The following is a 20,549-nucleotide window of genomic DNA, read 5'->3' on the forward strand; positions in this document are numbered from 1 at the left end:
TACCCCATCTCCGATACCTGAGCCTGGTTATCGCTTTCCTGGCATGCTCTGGTCCCGTCACCGTTTCCGGATCGGGTAAGCCATCAGACCCAAGAACCTCCCTCCGAATTCTTCCCGACTGAATCGGGGATACGACAAGGCGCCTCATGGCGCACTGGAAGACGGTCCGGGACCTGGTCCTGTTCCTGATCGGAGCGGTCGTGATCGTGAGGGAGGCGTGGACGCCGCCGGTCGACCCGAGCGTGATCATCACGGGCCTGACACTCGCGGGGCTACCGGCCGTGCTGTCAAGGGACGAGCGGCCGCCACGGGAGTAGCCCCGCGCACCGGCCCCCTGCTGGCCCGCTACCGGTTCACCGCCGGCTACCTGGCCGCGGCCGGCGCCGCGATCGCCGCGACCTGGCCGCTGTGAACCACCCGCCCCGCCCCACAGACCACCGGAGACGACCGTGAACATCCTCACCGACACCGAGGCGTGGGGCCTGCTGCTCGGCGCCCTCACTCCCTGGGCGACCTCGCTCATCCAGCAGCCCGACTGGAGCAAGGGGGTACGCACCCTCATCGGCACCGTGGCGTCCGCGACCGTCGGCATCGTCACCGTCCTCGCCCGCGGGGACATTGCCCATGTTCAGACCGCCCTGACCACCGTCGCCCTCGCCGTCGTGGCGTCCAAGACGTTCTACGACGGGCTGTGGCAGTACGCCGGTGCCGGAGCGCTGGAGCGTGCGACGGCCCCGGACCGTCGGTCCGGCTGGTAGCGGGCCCTGTGTCTGCGGCCGGCGCTACCCTAGAGTGATGATGTGGCCGCCGGGCCGACCGACCGCGTGCTCTGGCAACAAGCCCTTCGGGGCTGTCTCCTATCAAGGGGAGCACGCGGACCCGGGCGGATTCGCAACCCGCGGGCCCGGCGGCCACACTTCCTAATCTCCCTTCTCCGCAGCCGATTTGGCCACGTGGTGGGTGTTCCCACGTGCACGCCGGTAGCGGGAGGGTGGAGGCAGGCAGCCACACCGGGGCCTGCGAACCCCGGTGCCGCCACGGAGACAAGGAAGGCACCCTGAGGTGACAGCACCCACAGAGCAGACCCAGCCCGTGTCCGAGCAGGTCACTCCGCTGACGGACAACCGCGCGGAGATGACCATCGAGACGGCCGACCAGGTCCTCGAGATCACCGGCGAACAGCGGTTCTGGACGAAGGCCCAGCGCGCGGCGATAGCCACCATCGGCCTCAAGGACGCCCCGATGGCTGAGCAGGTCACGTTCTTCCACATCTGCAAGAGCACCGGTCTGGACCCCTTCCGCCGCGAGATCTACTACATCCCGCGCAAGCGCAAGGTGTTCGGCCAGGACGAGATCTACTACACCGCGCAGACCGGGATCGACGGCTTCCGGCACATCGGGCAACGGAGCGGACGCTTCATCCGCCGCATCGGCCCGTTCTGGACCGGTCCCGAGACCGACCCCGCATGGTGGATCCAGGGCGAAGACGGGATCAACCGCCGCCGATGGGTGGAGGTGTGGCTCGCTCCCGGACTGCCCGCCGCCGCGATGTGCCGCATCGAGCACTACAGCATCGCCGGTGACCCGACAGTCAGTCAGGCCGTGGCCCTGTTCAGTGAGTTCGCGGTGACCAAGGACGAGTGGGTGCGCGGCGAACGGACCGGGCAGAAGGTGCTCTCGGGGCTGTGGCCGACCATGGGCGTCCACATGATCGGCAAGGTGGCCGAGGCCCAGGCGTGGCGGGTGGCCTTCCCCCGCGAGTTCGTCAACATCTACGAGCACGCCGAGATGGAACAGGCCGACGCCGCCCAGACCAACCAGGTTCGAGAGGACTCGACACAGCGTCGCAAGGCGGCCCGCGCCCAGGCGCAGCCGGGCACGGTGATCCCCGGCACCGTCGTCACCGCCTCCACCCGCACCGCCCCCGAGGAGAGCACGGAGCAGGGCACACCGGTGACTGGCGCGGAGGCAGGCGAGCCGACCGCCGGACCGGAAGACGAGCCGCCCACCGCAGATGAGCTGCGCCGTGAGCTGCACGCCTACGCCTCCGTGATGGGCAGCACCGTCGACAAGATCACCCACCGGTGGCGGGAGGCGACGGGGACCAGCCTCGACGAGGTAACTGGCGGGCAGCTTGCCGCCCTGCTCGCCGAGCTGCGCCCCTACGTTCTTGCCGCGCTGGGGTCCCACCCCGAGGCGGCCGAGCACGTCGAGGCCGGCGGCCTGCTGATCCGGCTCGACCCCGACACCACCGTGTGGGGCAGAGAGGACGCCCGTCAGGGCTAGCCCGCTTCTCCCCGGCCACCCCACCCGCAGGGCCGCGCCCCGACCGCGCGGTCCTGCGGGCCTGCCCACACGGACACCTCATGAAGCTCCCCATCGAGCGAGCCCGTACGCTCGCCGACGCCCGCCTCATCGGGCCCAGCCCCCTTCCGTGCCGGTGCGGCGCGCCCCGGCACGCGCACCGGGGACAGAAGCGCTCCGGCGGCCACCCCGCCACCAGTTGCGCCCGCTACCGCCGCGACCCCGCCGACGTGCTCCTCGAACGCGCCCAGGCGGCGGCCCACAACCGGCTCGGCGACGACCTCGCGGCATCCGAGCGCACCGGCCGCCGCCGACGCTCCCGCCGCCCCAAGAAGCCCGGCCAGTGGTCGATCGGCGCGTCCGACACCAGCTCCTGCCGCCGCGCGATCTGGTACCGGGAGAACCCGCCGCCCGGCTACACCCCGGCCCCCGTGGACCGGCGCGCGGCCCGGGCCGGAACCCTGATCCACGACTCGGTGTCCCGCCGCCGGCGCGCCCTCTACCCCTGGCGGCTGTACGAGCAGTCCGTCACCCTGCCGGGCCTGGACCGGCCGAGCCGCTACGACGAGTACGACCCGGTCACCGGCGTCCTCTACGACTACAAGACCGCCGGGGACTGGAAGTGGGCGCTGGTCGGCGACGACGGCCCGCCCGAGACCGAGTGGGACCAGACACAGCTGTACGCCCTTGCTCTGCACCTCGCTGGCGAGCGGGTGACCGAGGTGAGGATCGTCTACTTCGAGCGCAAGAGCGGCGCGGACGAGGAGTTCACCCGGCCCTTCGACGAGCAGGCCGCCCGTCGCGCACTCGGCCGGTTGACCGCGATCGCCACGGCCCTCGACCTGGGCACCGCACTGCCCCGGGACAGGTCCGGGCCGAGCACCGACGTGATCTGCAAGCGGTTCTGCCCGGCCCGCACCGACTGCTGGAGCATGGCAGAGGCCCAGGCCGCTGGCCGTTCCCCGGAGTCGTACACCCTCGTCACCGACAGGTCCGACGTCGAATGGGCGCTCGGCGAGTACGACCGGCACCGCACCGCGAAGTCCGCCGCCGAGAAGGCGCAGAACGTCGCCAAGGCGCTGCTCGACGGGGTGCAGCCCGACACCTACGGCGACTACGAGTACGTGCGCACCGCCGGACGGCTCAAGGACCCCGAACCGGACCATCAAGGACGCGTCCGGCAGCTCGAAGCGTTCTGGGACAACCCGCCCAACGAGCGCCCCGCACTGCACGAACTCGACTACCCCACCAAGCGGACCCGTACGAGCGGCAGCACCCAGGTCCGCCGGGTGCGCGCGGCCAAGCGCGGCGACCCGCCGGCACGTGGACGCCGGTAAGGCCGCCAAACCCTGCGCGCATCAGTCCCCCTGGCCAGGCGCTCCCTGCCTGCGCCTGGCCAGGTCCACACCGGACGCTGAGGCGGCCCGCTGTCCGTCGCCTGATCTAAGAGGGTGTTCTGTGAGGCTTCGCCGGAGTTCAGGTCAGGGCGGCTGGTGTCAGGTTGGTGAGGGCGAATAGGCCGGGCTCGGGTTCGGTGAGGATGCCGCGGCTGACCAGGCGTTTCAGCTTGGCGCGGGTGCCTTCGATATGCCGTGGCTCGGGGGCGAGGCCGATCGCCTGGCAGATGTCTTTGGCCCGGAGTCCTTCCTCCGATGCCTCGATGACGGCCAGGATCGCGCGGTATCCGGGCGGCAACGCCTCGGGCGGCTCTGTGCCGGTCTCGGCCGCCAGTTCCAGGATGGTCTCCCGGGTGATCTCAAGACGCTTCAAGGTGTCTTCGGCGGCCGCGAGTTGTTCGGTGAGACGGGCGATCCGCTCACGCAGTTGTTCGACTGTCTCGCGGACGAGCCGTTGCCGGGACTCGATTTTGTCCAGGAGTTCCCTCATCGATGCTCCTGCCGGTCACAGGTGGTGGATGCCAGGGTGGCGGGTCACGCCAGGTCGGGGTGGCGGCGCGGGTGAGGCGTCGGAGCATCACGTCGGTCATGGACCAGTGGATCGCCGCCACCGAGCTGGCCGGCTTCGCCTCGTAGTCACGTGCGAGCCTGCGGTGGAGCATGAGGGTGCCCAGGGTCTGCTCGACCACCCACCGTCTGGGCTCGGGTGTGAACCCGCGTGCGCCGGGATCACGCCGGACGATCTCCACATCGATGCCAAGGGCGGCGCCGTGCTCGACCACGGCGTTCTTGAACCCGGCGTCCGCCCATGCCCTGGTCACGGTCGGCGCGCTCCGGGCGACCTTGTCCAGCAGCGCGATGCCGATCGCGTTGTCGTGGACGCTCGCCGCGACCACGACGGCGGCGATGACCAGGCCGAGTACATCGGTGGCGATGCCCCGTTTGCGTCCCGGGCTCTTCTTGCCGGGATCCAGTCCGGTCGTCTCCTTCGGCGCGTTCGTCGAGGCCCGCACGGTCTGGGAGTCCAGGACGACCGCGGTGGGGTCCTCGTGTCGCCTGCGGCTTTCGCGGACCTGCCAGCGCAGCAGGTCGTGGATGGTCTCGGCGGTCCCGTCGTCACGCCATGTACCGAAGTAGTAGTACACCGCGCTCTTGGGTGGCAGGTCGTGGGGCAGGTAGCGCCACTGGCATCCGGTGCGGGCCTGGTAGAGGATCGCGTTCACGATCTCCCGCATCTCGTACCGGCCCGCATGGCCGCTGACCGAGGGATGCCTCGCCTTCCACGCGGTGAGGACCGGCCGGATCAGCTCCCAGGCTTCATCCGACAGGTCGCTCGGGTACGCAGGACGCTCACCCACATCCGTCAGCACACCGCGCCGACGGCCCGCCGTGAAGTACCGGAACCGGACAACCTGCCGTCAAGGACTGCGAGAACCACCCAAGACTCGCAGAACACCCTCTAACGTCCGGCCATCACAGGCCAGTTGAGAGGAACACCGTGACCAGCCCGCACGATCCCGCCCCAGGCGTCCCGCGCTCGCCCTGGTTCTCCCGGCAGTCGCCCGCCCTTCAGCCCGCCGCGTACCTCGTGCCGGTGCGGCCCTCCGGAGACCTCGGCGCACCGATCTACGAGCAGATGGTCGCCGAGTTCGGTGATCCGTTCAGCCCGTTCGGCCCGATCCGAGCCCGGTACCTGCACCGGCCCCTCGGCCGTCCGGTCGGAGGCTGAACCCCGACCCCAGCGCCGGAAGTTGCTCGACGCGACCTAACCCCGGGCGGCCGCCTAGGTTCCCCGCTCATGGCAGCCCCCCGCTACATCGACTACGTGCCGCTGGACGAGATCCGGCCCGCCGCCCGCAACCCGAAAGGGCACGACGACGACGGGCTGGATCGCTCCGTCGAGCAGTTCGACTTCACCGAGCCCGGCCTGCTGGACGAACGCACTGACCGGCTGGTGGCCGGACACGGCCGCTACGAGACCCTCGCGCGCCGCCGCGACGCGGGGAAGCCGGCCCCGGACGGGGTGGTCGTCACCGCCGACGGCACGTGGACCGTCCCCGTGGTGCGCGGCTGGGCATCCCGCGACGACGCCCACGCCGAGGCCTACCTGATCGCCTCCAACCAGCTGACCACCGTGGGCGGCTGGGACGGCGAGGGCCTTGCGGCGATGCTCTCCGACCTGGAGCAGGTCGACCCGGCGCTCTTCGCCGCCACCGGTTTCGATCACGCCCAGATCGACGCCATGCTCGAAGACGTCGCCGCGGGCGGCCAAGCCGACGACACGAGCGATGCGGACGACGACGGCGCTGCCGAGCCCGAGCAGATCAACCGCGGCGACCTCCTGGCCCTGGCCGGCGTCACCGTCGGCGAGCCCGAGCACCAGGTCGAGACCGGCCAGGTGTGGGAACTCGGCGACCACCGCCTCGTCGTCGCCGAGGTCTTCGACGGCTGGCCGCAGTGGGCCCCCCTGCTCATCGAGGGCAGCCTCTTCCTGCCCTACCCCACCCCGCTCGCCCCGCTCGCGGACCGGGCCGTCGGCCGACGCCTGGTGATGGTGCAGCCCGAGCGCTACCTGGCCGGTCACCTCCTCGACAAGTGGGAGCGGATCAGCGGCCAGACCCCCACGCTCCGGGACGAGTCGTGACGACCGCCCTGCCGACCGCCGGTGGCACCTTCGACCGGTCGGAGCGGCCCATCTACTTCACCGCAGGCGGCGGCGAGTTCAACGCCGGCCCGCACGTGCTGACGGCCGTCAACGAGGTGATGGGCGACGCCGAGGAACGGCGGCTACGCGACCTGCTGGACGCCGGATGCAAGGTGCTGCTCGACTCCGGGGTCTTCTGGCTCACCAACCGGCACAGCCGCGCCCACGGCGTCTCGATGGACGAGGCCCTGTCGCTCCCCCCGGAGCAGATCGACGGGTTCGCGGAACTGCGCGAGCGGTACGTCTACCTGGCCCGCACCTACGGCGACTGGCTGTGGGGCTACATCGAGCTGGACCAAGGCGGCCTGCTGCACAAACGGGCGCAGCGCCGAGCCCTGCACGACCTCGGCCTGTCGCCGATCCCCGTCTACCACCCGCTCGTGGACGGCTGGGACTACTTCGACGAGCTGGCCGAGCAGTACGACCGGATCTGCGTCGGCAACATCGTGCAAGCCCCTGCCCCGGTGCGGCTGCGCCTGCTCCACACCATCTGGGAACGCCGCCAGAAACACCCGCACCTGTGGATCCACGCGCTCGGCCTGACCGCCAACGAGTGGTGCCTGCCGCTGGCCCCGGACTCCTGCGACTCCTCGTCCTGGCTGGCCCCGCTGCGCTGGAACCACCAGAGGATCGAGACCGCGATGCTGCGCCGCGTCGGCAACCTGCCCGCCGGCTTCCGCTACGCCCCCGGCGACAGCGCCTCCTACCAGGCCGCCGCCCGGCTGTGCGCGGACGCCGCAACGGCGCTGGGCACCTGCTGGAGGCACGCCGCCCACCGCGTCCAGGAGCTGACTGGCGCCCCCGACGGCACCGCGCTGGAAGGGGCACAGCAGTGAGCCCGAGCCTCCAGCCCGCTGCGGTGAAGCGCACCGGCGGCGGCACGTTCGACCCGGCCGACCGGCACCTGTACTTCGCCGCCGGAGACTCCGAGCACTACCCGCACCACGTGCTGCTCGCCACCAACGACCTGCTCACCGCCGGCCACGAGCGGCGCCTGGTCAAGCTGCTGGACGCCGGACACCGCGTCCTGCTCGACTCCGGGATCTTCTGGCTCACCAACCAGTACAAGCGGGCCCACGGCGTCTCCATGGACGAGGCCCTGCGCCTGGCCCCGGAGGAGATCGACGGGTTCGATGACCTGTACTCCCGGTACGTCGAGCTGGTGCAGCGCCACGGCGAGCGGCTGTGGGGCTACATCGAGCTGGACCAGGGCGGCCGGGACAACAAGATCCGCACCCGCACCCGCCTCGAGGACGAAGGCCTCGCGCCGATCCCCGTCTACCACCCGCTCGTGGACGGCTGGGACTACTTCGATGAGCTGGCCGAGCAGTACGACCGGATCTGCTTCGGCAATGTGGTCCAGGCACCGGCGCCGGTGCGGCTGCGCCTGCTGCACACCCTCTGGGAACGGCACCGCCAGTACCCCGACCTGTGGGTGCACGTCCTCGGCCTGACGGTCAATGAATGGTGCCTGGCCGTCCCGCCGGACTCCTGCGACTCCTCGACCTGGATCGGCCCGCTGCGCTGGCCCAAGGTCCGCATCGACTCCGCGCTGCTGCGGCGCGTCGGCGAACTGGGCCGCGGATTCACGTACGACCTCGACCAGCCGGCCCACCCCACCCGCGGCCGTACCGCCTGCTGCCTGATGTGCGCGCAGACCGTCTCGGCGACCACCGCCGTGTGGCGGCTCGCCCGCACCACCCGCGACGAGCTGCTGGGGCAGCCGTCCTACCCGCTCCTCACCGAACCGGAGGCACGATCTTCGTGAAGCCACCTGCCACCGTCTGGGCCAAAGTCGAGCTGCCCGGATTCCACTACTGGCCTGCCGCGCCCGACCACCGCTCCTACCTGCGGGCCCGGCACCGGCACCTGTTCCACATCACGGTCGGCGTCGCCGTCGCCCACGACGACCGCGACACCGAGTTCCACGACCTCGGCGACCTGATCCGCGGCTGGTGGGGCCCGGGCGCCCGGGAGTGCGGGCCGGCCTCGTGCGAGACCCTGGCTCGCACCCTCGCCGACCACGTCAGGAGCGCCGGCCTGAGGGCGACGATGGTCGCCGTCTCCGAGGACGGCGAAGCCGGCGCGGTCGTGCACCTGGGGGACTCGGGGGAGCAGCTGTGAGCCACGCCGTCACCGTCCGCCACAACTTCGAGACGGCACACCGGCTGCCGCACCTCGCAGGGAAGTGCGAGAACCTGCACGGGCACTCCTGGGTGGTCGAGGTCACTGTGACCGCCCCGGTGCTCGCGGCCGGCACCGTTGTGGAGTTCGGCGCGTTCAAGCGGGCCCTGCGTACGTGGATCGACAGCTTCCTCGACCACGGCGCCATGCTCGGGGCCAGCGACCCGCTCGCCCCCGTCCTCGCCGGGCAGGGCAGCAAGCTGTTCCGCTTCGGTGCTGAGGATCCGACCGAGCAGGAGCAGCACGCCGCCGGCCTCGGCTGGCCGAGCGTGGAGGCCGTCGCCGAGCTGCTCGGCCGCGTCGCCACGGAGGCCCTGCACACCCTGCCCCGAGCCGCAGGGGCGTACGTCTCCCACGTCGGCGTGTCCGAGACCGCCGTCAACGCCGCCTCCTGGACGGCGGTGGCTCCGTGAGCGCCCTCGTCCTGCCGGACGCCGGCCTGCCCGTCGCCGAGACCTTCGGGCCCACCATCCAGGGAGAAGGGCCGACCGCCGGCCAGCGGGCCCTGTTCCTGCGCTTGGGCGGTTGCAACCTGGCCTGCGACTGGTGCGACACCCCGTACACCTGGGACGGCAAGCGGTACGACCTGCGCAAGGAGATCGGCCGCGTCCCGGTGGTCGAGCTCGCCGAGTGGGCAGCCGGGCACCCGCACGCGATCATCGTCATCACCGGTGGCGAGCCGCTGCTCCACCAGCGCACCGACGCCTGGCGCTCGCTGATGGCCGTGCTGCGCTACACCACCCGCCGCGTCGAGATCGAGACCAACGGCACCCTCGCGCCGCAGCCCGTCAGCCTCGGCGTACCGCGGCTGACCTTCAACGTCAGCGCCAAGTTGTCGAACTCCGGCATGCCGGAAGAACGGCGGATCAAGCCGGACGCCCTGGAGGTCTTCGCGGACCTCGCCCACCGTGGCCGCGCCCGCTTCAAGTTCGTCGCCGCCGGCCCGGACGACCTGGAGGAGATCGCCGCTCTGGTTGAGCGCTTCTGCCTTCCCCCGCACGCGACCTGGGTGATGCCCGAAGGGACCACCGCCGAGCGCACCATCGAGGTCGCCCGGGCCCTGGCCGACGACGTGATCGCCCGCAACTGGAACCTGACGATGCGGCAGCACGTGCTGCTGTGGCCTGGAGAACGCAACCGATGACCACCCCTGCCAACACCGCCGACCTGGCGCGCGCGGCCGAGCACGCCGCCGGCCTGCTCGCCGCCCTCGGCATCCCGTGCGACACCGAGTCCACCGCGGCCACCCCGCGCCGCATGGCGAAGGCCCTTGCCGAGCTGACCGCCGGCGTGCGCCTGGATCCGGCCCGGCACCTCGCCGTCACCTTCCCCCCGGAAGGAGAGCGGGCAGGGCTGATCGCCGCCGTCGACGTGCCGTTTACCGCCCTCTGCGAGCACCACGTGCTGCCGTTCACAGGCCGGGCCGCCGTCGCCTACCTGCCGACCCCGGGAGCCCGCATCGTCGGCCTGTCCAAGCTCGCCCGGCTCGTCCAGGAGTTCGCGGCCCGGCCACAGGTCCAGGAGCGACTGGGCCAGCAGGTCGTCGACGCCCTCGGTGCGCACCTTGATATCCAGGGCGCTGGCTGCCTGATCCGTTCCCAGCACGCCTGTATGACCGCGCGCGGCGCCCGCGCGCACGGCGCCGCGATGGTCACCACCCACCTGACCGGGGCGCTCCACGCCGACCTGGCCCGTCGCGCCGAAGTGCTCGCCCTCATGCCGCCACCAGCCTGACACGGAAGGGGAGTTGTGCCCAAGCGGGCTGTTCCACGGGAGGATGGCAGGGCCAGGCCGGGACCGCGAATCCCGGCCGTCCACACCAAGGAGACGACGATGCTGCTTAGGGTTCCTGTTGACCTGCCTGCCACCGTGCTGCGGGTCGGCGACCTCCGCGGGTTCCTGGGGGTGCTGCCCGGAGACCTGCTGGTTGTCGCCGACTGCCCCGGGCAGGGCGGCCCGGTCCGTGTCCCGCTGGGTTGGCCGGTGAAGGCTGCGGTGCGCGACGAGTCCGGTCAACGCGTGCCCGTGATCGGCCTCCCGCAGGTCGGCGCGGACGACGAGTACGCCATGACGGCCTCGCACCTGTACGGGCTCCTCGCGGACCTGCCCGTGGACGCGCTCGTGGTGGCGGTCTGGGAGGCCGAAGACGGCCCCCGCCAGACAACGGTCGGCACTCCCGAGTTCGGCGACCTCGTCAACGAGGACTCCGGGCTCACCATCCGTGCGGTCGTGCTGCCCGCCGTGCTCAGCGGCGCGACCGGCACGGCCTACGACGAGATCGCCTACAACCTCGGCTGGGAGTAGCCGGAGAGGCCACTGGCCCCCGGGCGCCTACTGCTGGCAGTAGGCGCCCGGGGCCCTGGCGTGTCGCCGCCTCGTGTGGGGTGCGGGTGGCAGGTGGCCAGTTGTGCGACTGCTGGCCGGCGCCCGGCCGCAGGCCAACGTCCGGTGGCGGATCGGCAGCCACACGAGCGGGCCGGTGGGTCGATGCGAGCCAGGGCGGCCGACAGCTTGATCCGAGCGCGGGACTGCGGTTCCCGCGCGGCACACCGCGGTGACCGCCGCCCACCTGCCTGGCGCGCTCGGCGTCGGCTCAGTAGGACACGTCGAGGACCTCCGCCCCGTGGTAGTCAAATCCTGTATTTAGCAGGTGAGTTGTTCCCATGGGTGCTGGAGGGGCTGGAGGATGGCAGAGCCAGACCGGGACCGCGAACCCCGGTCGCCGACAGGTCGAGGAGACCCACCATGACGGTTCTGACTGTTCCCCTTGAGGTGCCCGACGAGGTCCTGCGTGTGCGGGACCTGCGCAAGTACCTTTCTCTGCTGCCGGACGAACACCTCGTCACCGCCGACTTCGGTGGCCTCAACGGGGCTGCGGGCTCGTTGCTTGGATGGCCTGTGAGGGTCTCGGTGCCCGACGAGTCCGGGCGGCAGGTCCCTGTGGTCGCCCTGCCTCACGTCTCGGTCGCGGACACGAGTGTCGTCAGGGTCGCCTTCCTGCGCGTCCGGTTGGCCGACATGCCGGACGACGCCCTCGTGGTCACCGTCTGGGCGGACGACGATGGCACCCGCCAGAGCACCGTGAGCGCGCCGCTCAGGACCTTCTACGTGAGCGAGGCCACCGGAGTGACTATGCCTGCGGTGACCCTGCCGTTCGAGTTCAGCGGTGCCACTGGCTTCGCCTACGACGAGATCGTCGACACCCTCGGCTGGGAGTAGTCCAACAGCCAGGGTGGGCACCCCGTAAATTTACGGGGTGCCCACCCTCGCTCGACACCACATGCAAACGTTTGTAGGTGGTCGGCGTCCGGCCGCTGGCCTGCTACCGCCGGCGGAGCATCGACCACAGCACCGGGCCGGTGAGCCCGATGAGCGCCGAGGTGGCGGTCGGCCACCCGAACTGCTGGTGCAGGCTCGCCGTGGTCAGGGCGCCGTGGCCGCAGACCGCGAGGTCCCGCCAGGTCACCGGCCGGTCCGCCATGGAAGGCGGAGGCGTGGAGCCTTTGGGCTGTGTCATCATGGGCATCGTTCCATTTCTGCTAAACGCGTGCGGAAAAGCGGGACACGCGAGCCGCCCTTTCCCGAGGGCGGCTCGCATCCGCGCACCGATCCTAGGACTTGGCTGTTGCCTCGCCAAATCCTGAAAGTCGTCATACGAATCGCCCCAGCTGGCGGGTTCATGGATTTAGGCCATCGAAAGGCTGGGGCCCCGGTCGGCGATCCGAGGACCCCCTTGCCGCGCGGGGGTGGGCCCCCGATTGAGTCCCTGATCGTCATCCTGGGACCGTCGGGCGTGGGCCTGCATTCCTCCAAGTCGGCGCCGCTCCCTCGACCCGGCACCGGGCCCGTTATTACGATGCTGGAGGGTCCCTGCCGTCGCTCGGCGGTGCCTCTTTGACCGGCGGCGAGCTCCACCCGGGGCGCCGGATTAGCCTGAAAGGGCTAATGGACGCACACCCCAAGCGGGGTGTGCAAGGAGTCCAGGCAAAGCCATTGGCGCCGATTTCTGGAGCCTGAGTTCAGGCCATTGCGCCAGAAAGCATGCTTTAATTGAGGTGCCAGAACTGCATTTTCTGGACTTTCGACTCTCTGTGGGGGTCAAAAACTTGAGAGTATTAGGCGTGTGAAACCCGGGCCGGTCGCTGGCCCGGTTTCCAGGCCCGGGTGCTCTCGGCGAGTCGTTGACCTGGGGTTCCGCGTACGGTCGGTTTCGTGAGTAGCCGCCGCGGTCGCCGTCCCGCCCTCGATCCGGAGGTAGAGAAACGGCTCCTGGATGCGGTGCGAGCGGGCGTTCCGGTCAGTGACGCGGCGCCGATGGCCGGCATTCATCCCAGCACCGTGTATCGGTGGCTGGAGCGCGGGGAGCAGGAGCAGCAGCGGCGGGAGGCTGGCCTGCGTGCCCGGTCCGGGGAGCAGGTGTTCTGCGAGTTCCGCGACAGGTTCACGCGCGCGCGCAGCGAGGGCAAGGCGCAGTTGGTGCTGCTCGTACGGAAGGCGGCGAGCGGCGGCCACGTGGTGCGGGAGCGTACCCGGACGGTGCGCGATCCGGAGACCGGCGAGCGGGTCGTGCAGGTCGAGCGGGACTTCGCTCAGCCGGACTGGCGGGCGGCCCAGTTCCTCCTCGCGTGCTTGGCGCCGGAGACGTTCGGCCGGGCGGCGCAGGCTCGGATCGAGGTCGCGCCGGCGGGCGGAGGCGAGCTGTCGGCGGCCGCGGTGGACCAGGGGGCCGGTGTCGAGCGGCTGGCGGTCCGGCTGGCCAAGATCCGGCAGGACTTCGCGGCGGAGCTGGAGGAGGACGCCGCGGTGGTCGACGCGGAGCTGGTGGACGGCCTGGAGGGCTGAGGCGAGGGTCTGTCGTTCCCAGGGGAGCGGGCCGGTTCCGTGCGTGATCGGCTCGGATGTCCGGGCAGGCCATGCTCTTCAACTCCTTTGCCATTTAAGGCTGTTGTTCCGATTGCCCTCCCTTGGCGAGTGTGGGCGCAGTCGGGCCAAATGGGCCCAAAGGGGGACAGGGGAGCCCGCATGGTGAGCAAGGACATCGAACTCGGCCGGGCCACGGCCGTGGTAGCCGAGCGGGTCGTCGGTGAGCTGACAGCGGCCGACCGTGTGTTGCACAAGGCCGGCCTCGGGGAGCTGCCGGACTACGCGATCAACGGGGGCGTCGTGCTCAGCGGCATCCCGCAGGACGTGCTGAATCTGTACGAGGTGCGGCAGTCGGCCACCCTGGCCGCGCTGTGGCGGCTGTGGGCGAGGGGGAAGAACGTCGCCGCGATGCACCCGGACATGGCTGCTGAGCTGACGACGTACCGGCTCGGCACGCTGCCGGGCGAGCTGTTCCGCAACCTCGGGCGAATCCCGAACATCATGGTCGTCTTCGCCGAGCCGCCCGCGATGGAGGTCAGTGTCGGCGGGACCGGTCCGGGGCGGCTGTTGGCGATCCTCTTCTGCGGGCGAACCGACCCGGACAAGCTGCTGTGCCTGACCAGCGACCATCGCATGGACGAGGTCGCCGTGACCGTGATCTGCGAGCCGCTGGCCGAGGACGGCACTCCGCTGCCTCCGCCTCCTGGTGGGACGACACCGGTGCTGGAGTACTGCCACCTGTCGATCCCGGCCAGGGCGGGCGACAGGTTCACCGCCGAGGACCTGGCGTTGAGGCTCGCGCGCAAGGCCGGTCGGACGGAACCGACTGCGGCAGAGCAGGCGCTGGCGACGCGGGCGCTTCAGGTCGCCGTCTACCTGTGCTCCTCGAAGGCGGACATCGTTCAGCCGGTGCCGCGAGGCAAGGCCGCCAAACCCGGCAAGCAGCGGCGATGGAACAAGCCGGACACCTTCCTGCGCCTCGGCTGGCGGCTCGGCCCGCGCCTGAAGGCCGCCCGGGTGCGAGTCCAGGAGATGCGGCGCAGCGCTGCCCAGAGCACCGGAGGAGGCGGCGCAGCAGGAGGGTGGCGGCAGTACACGCACCTTCGGAGCGGGCACCTGAAGACCGTCTGGTACGGGCCGGGGAAGACGCTCTCCGACTCGCGGTTGATCGAGCCGTACTGGGTGTCGGAGGACCTGCTCGATGAGGACGGGCACGCCCCCGAAGGCATCATCCGGCCTCTGAGGTAAGGGTGTTGTCCGCTTCCGGGCGGGGTGGGGAGGGTGGTGGGGTCCGCCGGCACCGGGCCCCGCTCCTCGTCCCCGTCGGGGAAGGCCAGGAGTGGGCCGGAGCCTGTTGCAGCAGGCCGCCCTCCTTTCCCCTTCGGGGAGGGCGCGGTGCCGGAGTTGTGTCGCTCCGGCACCGCCGGGCCCCGGCGCTGGCGGACTTCCTGTTGCCGAGCCCCGCCGCGAACGGGGCCTCCCGGAGGACGAGATGACTAGCAAGGACCTGCCCGACCTGCCCCCCGCTCTGGCGGCCCGGCCGCGTGACGAGAAGCGAGGCCTACCGATCCCCGTCGTCAACATGCACGACGGTGGTGTTGTCGACTTCGTGACCCTCAACGGCACGGCCGCCCTGCGGCTGGCCCTCGCGAAGCAGTGTTCGCTGTGCGACGAGCCGCTGGCGGGACCGGTCGCGTTCCTCGGCGGCCCGATGTCAGCGGAGGCGGGCCACTACTCGGACCCGCCGATGCACGAGGCCTGCGCGCAGGCCGCGCTCACCCTGTGCCCGCACATCGCCCGGCCGCACGCCCGCCGCGCCGGCGAGCGGCGCGTCGCGGAGGACGCCTCCATACCGGTCGGGTTCACCGAGGAGAAGCCCGAGGAATGGGTGCTGGTCATCGCGTCCGGCTACCTCGTCGGCGCCGTGCCCGCCGAGGGCGGCGGCCTGGTCCCGCTGTTTGTAGTGCGTGACCGGATGCGGGAGCGCCGATTCGGCTACCAGGACGGCGCGTTGACCGAGACACCCGCCGCCTGACAGCGCGACCTTAACGACCGGCCCGGCCTAGCGTCCCGGCACACCAACCAACCCGACCAGGGGAGGAAACCGTGCCGACCACCAACCAGGCCGACCGAGGGCGGGAGGCGAGCCGATGAAGCTCGTCTCCCGCTCCGAGTGGGGCGCCGCCGCGCCCACCGGCTCTTACACCCGCATCGGCGCCACCCGAGGCGTCAAGATCCACTACGAGGGCTCGGCGGTCCCCGGCGGCCTGCTGGGCGACCACGGCCGGTGCGCCGGCCACATGCGCGACATCCAGCGCTCCCACATCAACGATCCGAAGGAAGACTGGATCGACATCGCGTACTCGTTCATGGTGTGCCCGCACGGGTACGTGTTCGAGGGGCGAGGCCTCGGTCGCAGGAACGGGGCGAACGGCAACCCGGCATTGAACGGGGCGCACTACGCGGTGTGCTCGATGGTCGGCACCTCGGGGATCACCTCGCCGACCGACGCGATGCTCGACGGCCTGGTGGACGCCATCGAGTACTGCCGGGCGCAGGGCGGCGCCGGCGGCGAGGTCCGCGGCCACAAGGACGGCTATCCGACGTCGTGCCCCGGCGACGAGCTGTATGCCTGGGTGCAGCGCGGCGCGCCCCGGCCCGGCGGCGGGGGCGGCGACGGGACGCCCGACCCCCAGCCGTCGGGGGACAGTGCCGGCGTCTACACCGTGCAGTCCGGCGACACCCTCAGCGCGATCGCCGGGTGCTTCGAGACCGGCGTGGCGCAGCTGGTCGCGCTCAACGGCATCGCCAACCTGGACCAGATCCAGGTGGGCCAGCAGCTCCAGATCCCGGCCCCGCAGTTCCCGGGGCGCGAGCACTTCGTACTGGGCGCGCACAGCCCCTACGCGAAGCAGTTGCAGACCTGGCTCCAGGCGGGCGGCTGGGGCCCGCCCTACCGGGTCGGGCCGAGCGAGGACATGGAGCAGCTGGACCTGCGCAAGGTGCAGGCGCTTCAGGAGTACTACGTGGGCGACCTCGGGCCGGCGGACGGGCTGGCCGGGCCGCTGACGTGGCTGTACGCCTACCAGACGGCCCACGGGCTTCGGGGTCGATAGGAGTCAACTCGGTCGCGGGGCGGGCGCGTTGAGTGTCCACCCCGAACTAAAAGTTACTGGAGTATTATTATTTGACTCAGGTCTGTTTTGTGCGAGGCTGGTCCTGCCAGCCGGGGACCGCGAACCCCCGGCCCGACGAAGGAGATAGCCCGATGACGAACGAGACCACCCCCGCCGAGGCCCCCGCCGAGGACGGAGCCCGCCGCCCCCGCCGGGCGGTGACCCTGCGCCTGGACCTGCGGACCCTGGCGGCCGTCGGCCTGGCCGGGGCCGGGTTCATCACCGGCACGCTGGTGATGAGCCGCCCGGCGGCCTCCCCGGCCCCCGGTGCCCAGTCCGCCCAGACCCCGGTGGCGCCGAGCCTGACGGCATCCCCGGCGCAGCTGGGCACCGAGGCCCCGACCGCCCCCGCGCTGCCGACCCCGGCCCCCGCGCTGGCGACCCTGACCCCGGCCATGGAGGCCGCCCCGGCCGCGCTGGCCGTCCCGGTGGCCTCCGAGCTGAGCCCGGCCCCGGCCCTGCCGTCGCAGCCCGGAGAGCAGGGCACCCCGGCCCCCGTCCCGACCGTGACCGTCACGGTCACCCACGTGCAGACCGCCCCGTCGGTCGGGACCCCGTCCCCGACCGGCGGCCCGAGCGCCTGCGTCCCGAACCCGTCCCCGTCCCCGACCGGTGAGGTCAGCCCGACCCCCGGGCCGAACCCGACCCCGACCAGCCCGCCGGTCACCCCCGGACGCCCGACCCCCAGTCACTGACCCCTGACCGGCCCCGCCCCCGGCGGGGCCGGTCAGCCTCCCGCCCGAAAGGACACCGCCCATGCGCGGCACCGCCCTGCTCGTCGGCTCCCTCCTCGCCGGACTGGTGCTCGGAAGCATCAGCGGCGCCGCCGTGGCCCGCAACGCCGACGGCCCCGCCCCGGCCCCGGCCCCGGCCGTCACCATCTCCCAGCCCGCCGACCCGCCCTGCCCCGCCCCGGCCAAGCCCGCCACGGGCTCGCCGCAGCCCTCCCCGGGCCCGACCCCGGTGCCCGCGCCCCGATCCGCGTAGGCACCCCGTAGACCCCCCGGGCCGGGCGACGTGACCACGCACCGTCCCCGGCCCGGGGTCCAACACCGAATCCAGGAGCCAGACCCATGACCGTCAACAAGCGCGTCCTCATCGACCGCATCGCCCCGACGCTCGGAGGCCGGCGACCCGCCGCCCTCGCCGTCGAAGCGGTCCTCGACGTCATCGTGCGCGCCGTCGTCGACGGCGAGCCGGTGTCCGTCACCGGCTTCGGCACCTTCGAGGCCGTCGAGCTCGCGAGCCGGACCGCCCGCAATCCCAAGACCGGCGACACGATGGTCGTGCCGGCCCGTCGAGTCCCCCGCTTCCGCCCCCACTCGCGGTTCCGCGACTTCGCCGACGGCCGCCGGGGCGTGCCGCAGGACGGTAGCGCGATCCGCAAGGACCCCAAGGGCACCCACACCTCGACCGGAGGTGCGGCATGAGCGGCCTCGCGGCGCGGCTGGCAGCACTGCTCGCCCAGTTCCAGCCCGAACCGCCGACCCCGTACATCCTGCAGCGCGACATCGACGTCTCCGGCGTCTCCGGCACGGGAGTGGTCGCGGAGGGGTGCATCTTCTCGTCCGCCGCCGGATCCACAGGCGTTACCCGCTGGCGTGGGGAGCGCGGCTCCACCGTCGCCTGGGACCGCGCCGTCGACGTCGAGCCGATCCACGGCCACGACGGGGCGACCCGCGTCGTCCTCCTGCCGGTGTCGGCCATGTTCGCCGCGCTCGTCTCCATCGCCGAACTCGGGCAGCAGCGAGGGGGCGACGAGCGGGCGCAGGGCTGGAACGAGGCGGTGTGCGCAGTCCAAGGCCTGGTCGAACGGGCGCTGGCGCCGCACCTGGCCGCCGCCGAGGAGCGCGCCGAGCCCAGCTAGATTAACCTGAGATTATTTTATTGACCTAGGTCTACTTTTGGGGGAGGCTGGTCCTGCCAGCCGGGGACCGCGAACCCCCGGCCCGACCTAGGAGAGACCGACGATGGCCTTCAGCAACGGCACCCACCCGCCCCTGGCAGACGGAACGACCGTCGAGTACCTCGGGCGGGTGGAGGACCTGCACCACCGGATGCTCACCACCCGCCGAGGCACGAGCACCTACGACACGTACACCGACGAGAACGGGACGCAGCAGCACCTGTACGACCTGCTCGACGACGGCGAACTGGCGCTGAGCCACGTACACCCCGACGACCTCACGGCCTGGAGCCCGGCGACGGACGGGAACGAGCTGCCGCTCGACTCCTCCTCCCCGCAGCAGGGCTGACGAGCCGCCCGGCGGCAGGGACCACCCTGCCGCCGGGCCCGCGCCGACCGCCCTCCCCGTCACCAGAGCAGGAGCACACCCGTGACACCGACCAGGGCCGTCTACCACGGCAGCAAGACCGAACTGCACGGCCGCATCTTCACCGTCACCACCAACGAGGACTGCGCCGGCCACCCCGGCGGGCCCTTCGGCGGACTAGACGAGTGCATCGTCCTGCTCGCCCCCGACGGCACCGGCCTCCAGCACGTCCACCCGGACAGCTTCACCACCCTCGCCCCCGACGGCGACCCGATCCACCGCGACGCCCAAGACGGTGACTGGACATGGATCCCCGGCCGGGGCGACGTCCGCTTCGCCTACGCCGAACCCGGCACCAGCCCCTGGACCCTGTGGATCCACTACTACGCCTTCACCGGCCGCTGGATCATCCTGTCCGCGCACGTGCGCCGCGACGACCGCACCGCCACGCGCTCCCGCTACACCTCCCCGCAGGACCTGCTCGCCTGGCACATCCGCGTGTGCCTGGACGACCTCGCCGCCGACCGCAACCACACCATCACCGACGCCTACGAGCGCTGCGCCGACCGCCTCGAGCAGCGCATGCAGGCGCTCGAACTCGGCCCGCCCGCTGCGCCGCGCGCCAGCCACTCCGCTGCAACCCGATGAGAGGACCCATGCGCGTCTTCATCGCCACCACCTACCAGGACGACGGCCTGACCGTCACCCCGGTGAGCATCGCCCTCCTGCGCGAGGACGGCGCTTCCTACTACGCCATCGACGCCTCGATCGGGCGCGCCGGCCTCGACCCCACCCAGACGGTCGGACCCGGCCTCGCCCACCTGTCGTGGTGCGACGGCCGCCTCGACCGCCGCGACCCGGCTGTTCGCAACCGCGACCGGCTCGCCTGCGAGCTCGGGTGGTTCCTCAAGGACACCGCCAGCCCCGAACTGTGGTCGTGGCGCGGGGACTCCGACCACCTCGTCCTCGGACGCATGTGTCACCGCCTCGGCGCGCTGCCCCTCGGAGTGCCGGACTGGGTGGGCAGCCTCCGACAGGAGGCCCACCGCCTCGCCCTGCCTCTGGGGGACCTGCCGCGGTGGCCGCGTCGTGACGCCCACCCCATGGAGACGGCCCGCCACTTCCAGCGCATCGCCCGCTGCCTGGACGCCGCAGCCGCCACCGACCCCCGCGAGCTGGACGCCGCGCACCGGGGCGGTGGCCGGTGAACCTCCCCAACCACGTCACCCTGATCGGCAGCCTGCTGCGCGACCCGGACTTCTACGAGGAGCCCGGCACGCACGCCCGGGCGAAGTTCACCCTGCTACAGCGCCCGCAGCTCGCCAATCCCGGCCAGCCACGCGACCCGCAGACCAAACAGCTGACCGTGCGCTGCGTCGTCTGGCGGGACCTCGCGTACAAGACGGCGCAGACACTGCGGGCCAACGACCGCGTCATCGTGGTCGGGCACCTCACCCAGCGCGTGCACCAGCCGCCCGGCGAGAGCGCCGCCCGCCTGCTGGTCGAATTGACCGTCGATGCGATCGGCACCCTGCTGTAGGACCCGAACCCGTGCCCCCGCGTCCGTGCCCGTGCCCTGCCCCGCAGGGCGCGGGCACGCCGCGCTGTTCGCCAGCCCCCGCAGCCCCTGGTAGACATAGACGACCCC

At 71.7% G+C, this 20,549-nt stretch carries 28 protein-coding genes and 1 pseudogene; 26 read left to right on the forward strand and 3 right to left on the reverse strand.

Annotation, left to right across the window (positions count from 1 at the left end; translation table 11 throughout):
- Window positions 1–146: 146 nt before the first annotated feature.
- The 4 genes from ACFVU7_RS35095 to ACFVU7_RS35110 all read left to right on the forward strand — a co-directional run bounded on the left by ACFVU7_RS35095 (window position 147) and on the right by ACFVU7_RS35110 (window position 3,641).
- Entirely contained in the window at window positions 147–317 is a 171-nt protein-coding gene (locus tag ACFVU7_RS35095; RefSeq protein ID WP_388049293.1) for a hypothetical protein, read from the forward strand.
- 132 nt (window positions 318–449) lie between these two features.
- Window positions 450–758, forward strand: a complete 309-nt coding sequence (locus ACFVU7_RS35100) for a hypothetical protein (protein ID WP_388049296.1) — start codon at window positions 450–452, stop codon at window positions 756–758.
- A gap of 304 nt (window positions 759–1,062) precedes the next feature.
- Window positions 1,063–2,286 (forward strand): recombinase RecT, encoded by a 1,224-nt coding sequence (locus tag ACFVU7_RS35105; protein WP_388049299.1) that lies wholly within the window; start codon window positions 1,063–1,065, stop codon window positions 2,284–2,286.
- Window positions 2,287–2,366: 80 nt separating this feature from the next.
- The gene (locus tag ACFVU7_RS35110) at window positions 2,367–3,641 is read left to right on the forward strand and encodes a hypothetical protein (RefSeq protein WP_388049301.1); all 1,275 of its coding nucleotides are present in this window, start codon (window positions 2,367–2,369) and stop codon (window positions 3,639–3,641) included.
- Between the two features lie 139 nt (window positions 3,642–3,780).
- On the opposite strand, the gene ACFVU7_RS35115 is transcribed toward ACFVU7_RS35110, so the two are convergent.
- Window positions 3,781–4,191, reverse strand: a complete 411-nt coding sequence (locus ACFVU7_RS35115) for a hypothetical protein (RefSeq protein ID WP_388049304.1) — start codon at window positions 4,189–4,191, stop codon at window positions 3,781–3,783.
- A gap of 46 nt (window positions 4,192–4,237) precedes the next feature.
- Window positions 4,238–5,059: pseudogene (locus ACFVU7_RS35120) on the reverse strand (IS5 family transposase); the annotation flags it as partial.
- Window positions 5,060–5,199: 140 nt separating this feature from the next.
- Between ACFVU7_RS35120 and ACFVU7_RS35125 the strand changes: the two are divergent.
- From ACFVU7_RS35125 to ACFVU7_RS35170, 10 genes are all read left to right on the forward strand, one after another.
- A complete protein-coding gene (locus tag ACFVU7_RS35125) occupies window positions 5,200–5,430 on the forward strand; it encodes a hypothetical protein (RefSeq protein ID WP_375875651.1) in 231 nt (76 codons plus the stop codon).
- Window positions 5,431–5,499: 69 nt separating this feature from the next.
- Entirely contained in the window at window positions 5,500–6,345 is an 846-nt protein-coding gene (locus ACFVU7_RS35130) for a hypothetical protein (RefSeq protein WP_375875652.1), read from the forward strand.
- Window positions 6,342–7,241 carry a hypothetical protein gene (locus ACFVU7_RS35135; RefSeq protein WP_388049308.1) on the forward strand — a complete coding sequence of 300 codons (900 nt, stop codon included), beginning with the start codon at window positions 6,342–6,344 and terminating at the stop codon, window positions 7,239–7,241. The genes ACFVU7_RS35130 and ACFVU7_RS35135 overlap by 4 nt, the downstream gene beginning before the upstream one ends.
- Window positions 7,238–8,173 (forward strand): hypothetical protein, encoded by a 936-nt coding sequence (locus ACFVU7_RS35140; protein WP_388049309.1) that lies wholly within the window; start codon window positions 7,238–7,240, stop codon window positions 8,171–8,173. Before ACFVU7_RS35135 ends, ACFVU7_RS35140 begins: the two co-directional genes overlap by 4 nt.
- On the forward strand, window positions 8,170–8,529 hold the full coding sequence (locus tag ACFVU7_RS35145) for a hypothetical protein (RefSeq protein WP_117490258.1): 360 nt from the start codon (window positions 8,170–8,172) through the stop codon (window positions 8,527–8,529). Before ACFVU7_RS35140 ends, ACFVU7_RS35145 begins: the two co-directional genes overlap by 4 nt.
- Window positions 8,526–9,002, forward strand: coding sequence for a 6-pyruvoyl tetrahydropterin synthase family protein (locus ACFVU7_RS35150; RefSeq protein WP_375875655.1), 477 nt, complete (start codon window positions 8,526–8,528; stop codon window positions 9,000–9,002). Before ACFVU7_RS35145 ends, ACFVU7_RS35150 begins: the two co-directional genes overlap by 4 nt.
- The gene (locus ACFVU7_RS35155) at window positions 8,999–9,733 is read left to right on the forward strand and encodes a 7-carboxy-7-deazaguanine synthase QueE (protein WP_375875656.1); all 735 of its coding nucleotides are present in this window, start codon (window positions 8,999–9,001) and stop codon (window positions 9,731–9,733) included. The genes ACFVU7_RS35150 and ACFVU7_RS35155 overlap by 4 nt, the downstream gene beginning before the upstream one ends.
- Window positions 9,730–10,323 carry a GTP cyclohydrolase I gene (gene folE, locus ACFVU7_RS35160; RefSeq protein WP_375875657.1) on the forward strand — a complete coding sequence of 198 codons (594 nt, stop codon included), beginning with the start codon at window positions 9,730–9,732 and terminating at the stop codon, window positions 10,321–10,323. The genes ACFVU7_RS35155 and folE overlap by 4 nt, the downstream gene beginning before the upstream one ends.
- Before the next feature lie 99 nt (window positions 10,324–10,422).
- Window positions 10,423–10,893 carry a hypothetical protein gene (locus ACFVU7_RS35165; protein ID WP_147409209.1) on the forward strand — a complete coding sequence of 157 codons (471 nt, stop codon included), beginning with the start codon at window positions 10,423–10,425 and terminating at the stop codon, window positions 10,891–10,893.
- Between the two features lie 441 nt (window positions 10,894–11,334).
- Window positions 11,335–11,808, forward strand: coding sequence for a hypothetical protein (locus ACFVU7_RS35170; RefSeq protein WP_117490269.1), 474 nt, complete (start codon window positions 11,335–11,337; stop codon window positions 11,806–11,808).
- Between the two features lie 103 nt (window positions 11,809–11,911).
- Here ACFVU7_RS35170 and ACFVU7_RS35175 read toward each other — a convergent pair whose 3' ends face one another.
- Window positions 11,912–12,055, reverse strand: a complete 144-nt coding sequence (locus tag ACFVU7_RS35175) for a hypothetical protein (protein WP_388049315.1) — start codon at window positions 12,053–12,055, stop codon at window positions 11,912–11,914.
- An 848-nt stretch (window positions 12,056–12,903) separates the two neighbouring features.
- Here ACFVU7_RS35175 and ACFVU7_RS35180 point away from each other — a divergent pair.
- From ACFVU7_RS35180 to ACFVU7_RS35235, 12 genes are all read left to right on the forward strand, one after another.
- The gene (locus ACFVU7_RS35180; protein WP_375875660.1) at window positions 12,904–13,431 is read left to right on the forward strand and encodes a hypothetical protein; all 528 of its coding nucleotides are present in this window, start codon (window positions 12,904–12,906) and stop codon (window positions 13,429–13,431) included.
- A 180-nt stretch (window positions 13,432–13,611) separates the two neighbouring features.
- Complete coding sequence (locus ACFVU7_RS35185) at window positions 13,612–14,700, forward strand: hypothetical protein (RefSeq protein ID WP_375875661.1); 1,089 nt, start codon at window positions 13,612–13,614, stop codon at window positions 14,698–14,700.
- A gap of 244 nt (window positions 14,701–14,944) precedes the next feature.
- Entirely contained in the window at window positions 14,945–15,487 is a 543-nt protein-coding gene (locus tag ACFVU7_RS35190) for a hypothetical protein (RefSeq protein WP_375875662.1), read from the forward strand.
- Between the two features lie 115 nt (window positions 15,488–15,602).
- Complete coding sequence (locus ACFVU7_RS35195) at window positions 15,603–16,568, forward strand: LysM peptidoglycan-binding domain-containing protein (protein WP_388049319.1); 966 nt, start codon at window positions 15,603–15,605, stop codon at window positions 16,566–16,568.
- A 152-nt stretch (window positions 16,569–16,720) separates the two neighbouring features.
- Complete coding sequence (locus ACFVU7_RS35200) at window positions 16,721–17,323, forward strand: hypothetical protein (RefSeq protein ID WP_388049322.1); 603 nt, start codon at window positions 16,721–16,723, stop codon at window positions 17,321–17,323.
- Between the two features lie 61 nt (window positions 17,324–17,384).
- Window positions 17,385–17,615 (forward strand): hypothetical protein, encoded by a 231-nt coding sequence (locus ACFVU7_RS35205; protein WP_375875665.1) that lies wholly within the window; start codon window positions 17,385–17,387, stop codon window positions 17,613–17,615.
- Window positions 17,616–17,701: 86 nt separating this feature from the next.
- Window positions 17,702–18,058, forward strand: a complete 357-nt coding sequence (locus ACFVU7_RS35210) for an HU family DNA-binding protein (RefSeq protein ID WP_375875666.1) — start codon at window positions 17,702–17,704, stop codon at window positions 18,056–18,058.
- The gene (locus ACFVU7_RS35215; RefSeq protein ID WP_388049324.1) at window positions 18,055–18,495 is read left to right on the forward strand and encodes a hypothetical protein; all 441 of its coding nucleotides are present in this window, start codon (window positions 18,055–18,057) and stop codon (window positions 18,493–18,495) included. Before ACFVU7_RS35210 ends, ACFVU7_RS35215 begins: the two co-directional genes overlap by 4 nt.
- Window positions 18,496–18,598: 103 nt before the next feature.
- Window positions 18,599–18,883: a hypothetical protein gene (locus ACFVU7_RS35220; RefSeq protein WP_388049327.1), complete on the forward strand. Its 285-nt coding sequence runs from the start codon at window positions 18,599–18,601 to the stop codon at window positions 18,881–18,883.
- An 81-nt stretch (window positions 18,884–18,964) separates the two neighbouring features.
- Window positions 18,965–19,549 (forward strand): hypothetical protein, encoded by a 585-nt coding sequence (locus tag ACFVU7_RS35225; RefSeq protein WP_388049329.1) that lies wholly within the window; start codon window positions 18,965–18,967, stop codon window positions 19,547–19,549.
- Between the two features lie 8 nt (window positions 19,550–19,557).
- The gene (locus ACFVU7_RS35230; protein WP_388049332.1) at window positions 19,558–20,109 is read left to right on the forward strand and encodes a hypothetical protein; all 552 of its coding nucleotides are present in this window, start codon (window positions 19,558–19,560) and stop codon (window positions 20,107–20,109) included.
- Complete coding sequence (locus ACFVU7_RS35235) at window positions 20,106–20,441, forward strand: single-stranded DNA-binding protein (RefSeq protein WP_375875671.1); 336 nt, start codon at window positions 20,106–20,108, stop codon at window positions 20,439–20,441. The genes ACFVU7_RS35230 and ACFVU7_RS35235 overlap by 4 nt, the downstream gene beginning before the upstream one ends.
- Window positions 20,442–20,549: the final 108 nt, after the last annotated feature.

It is taken from the genome of Kitasatospora sp. NPDC058046 (genome assembly GCF_042885595.1).
In the GTDB taxonomy this organism is placed as follows: Bacteria; Actinomycetota; Actinomycetes; order Streptomycetales; family Streptomycetaceae; genus Kitasatospora.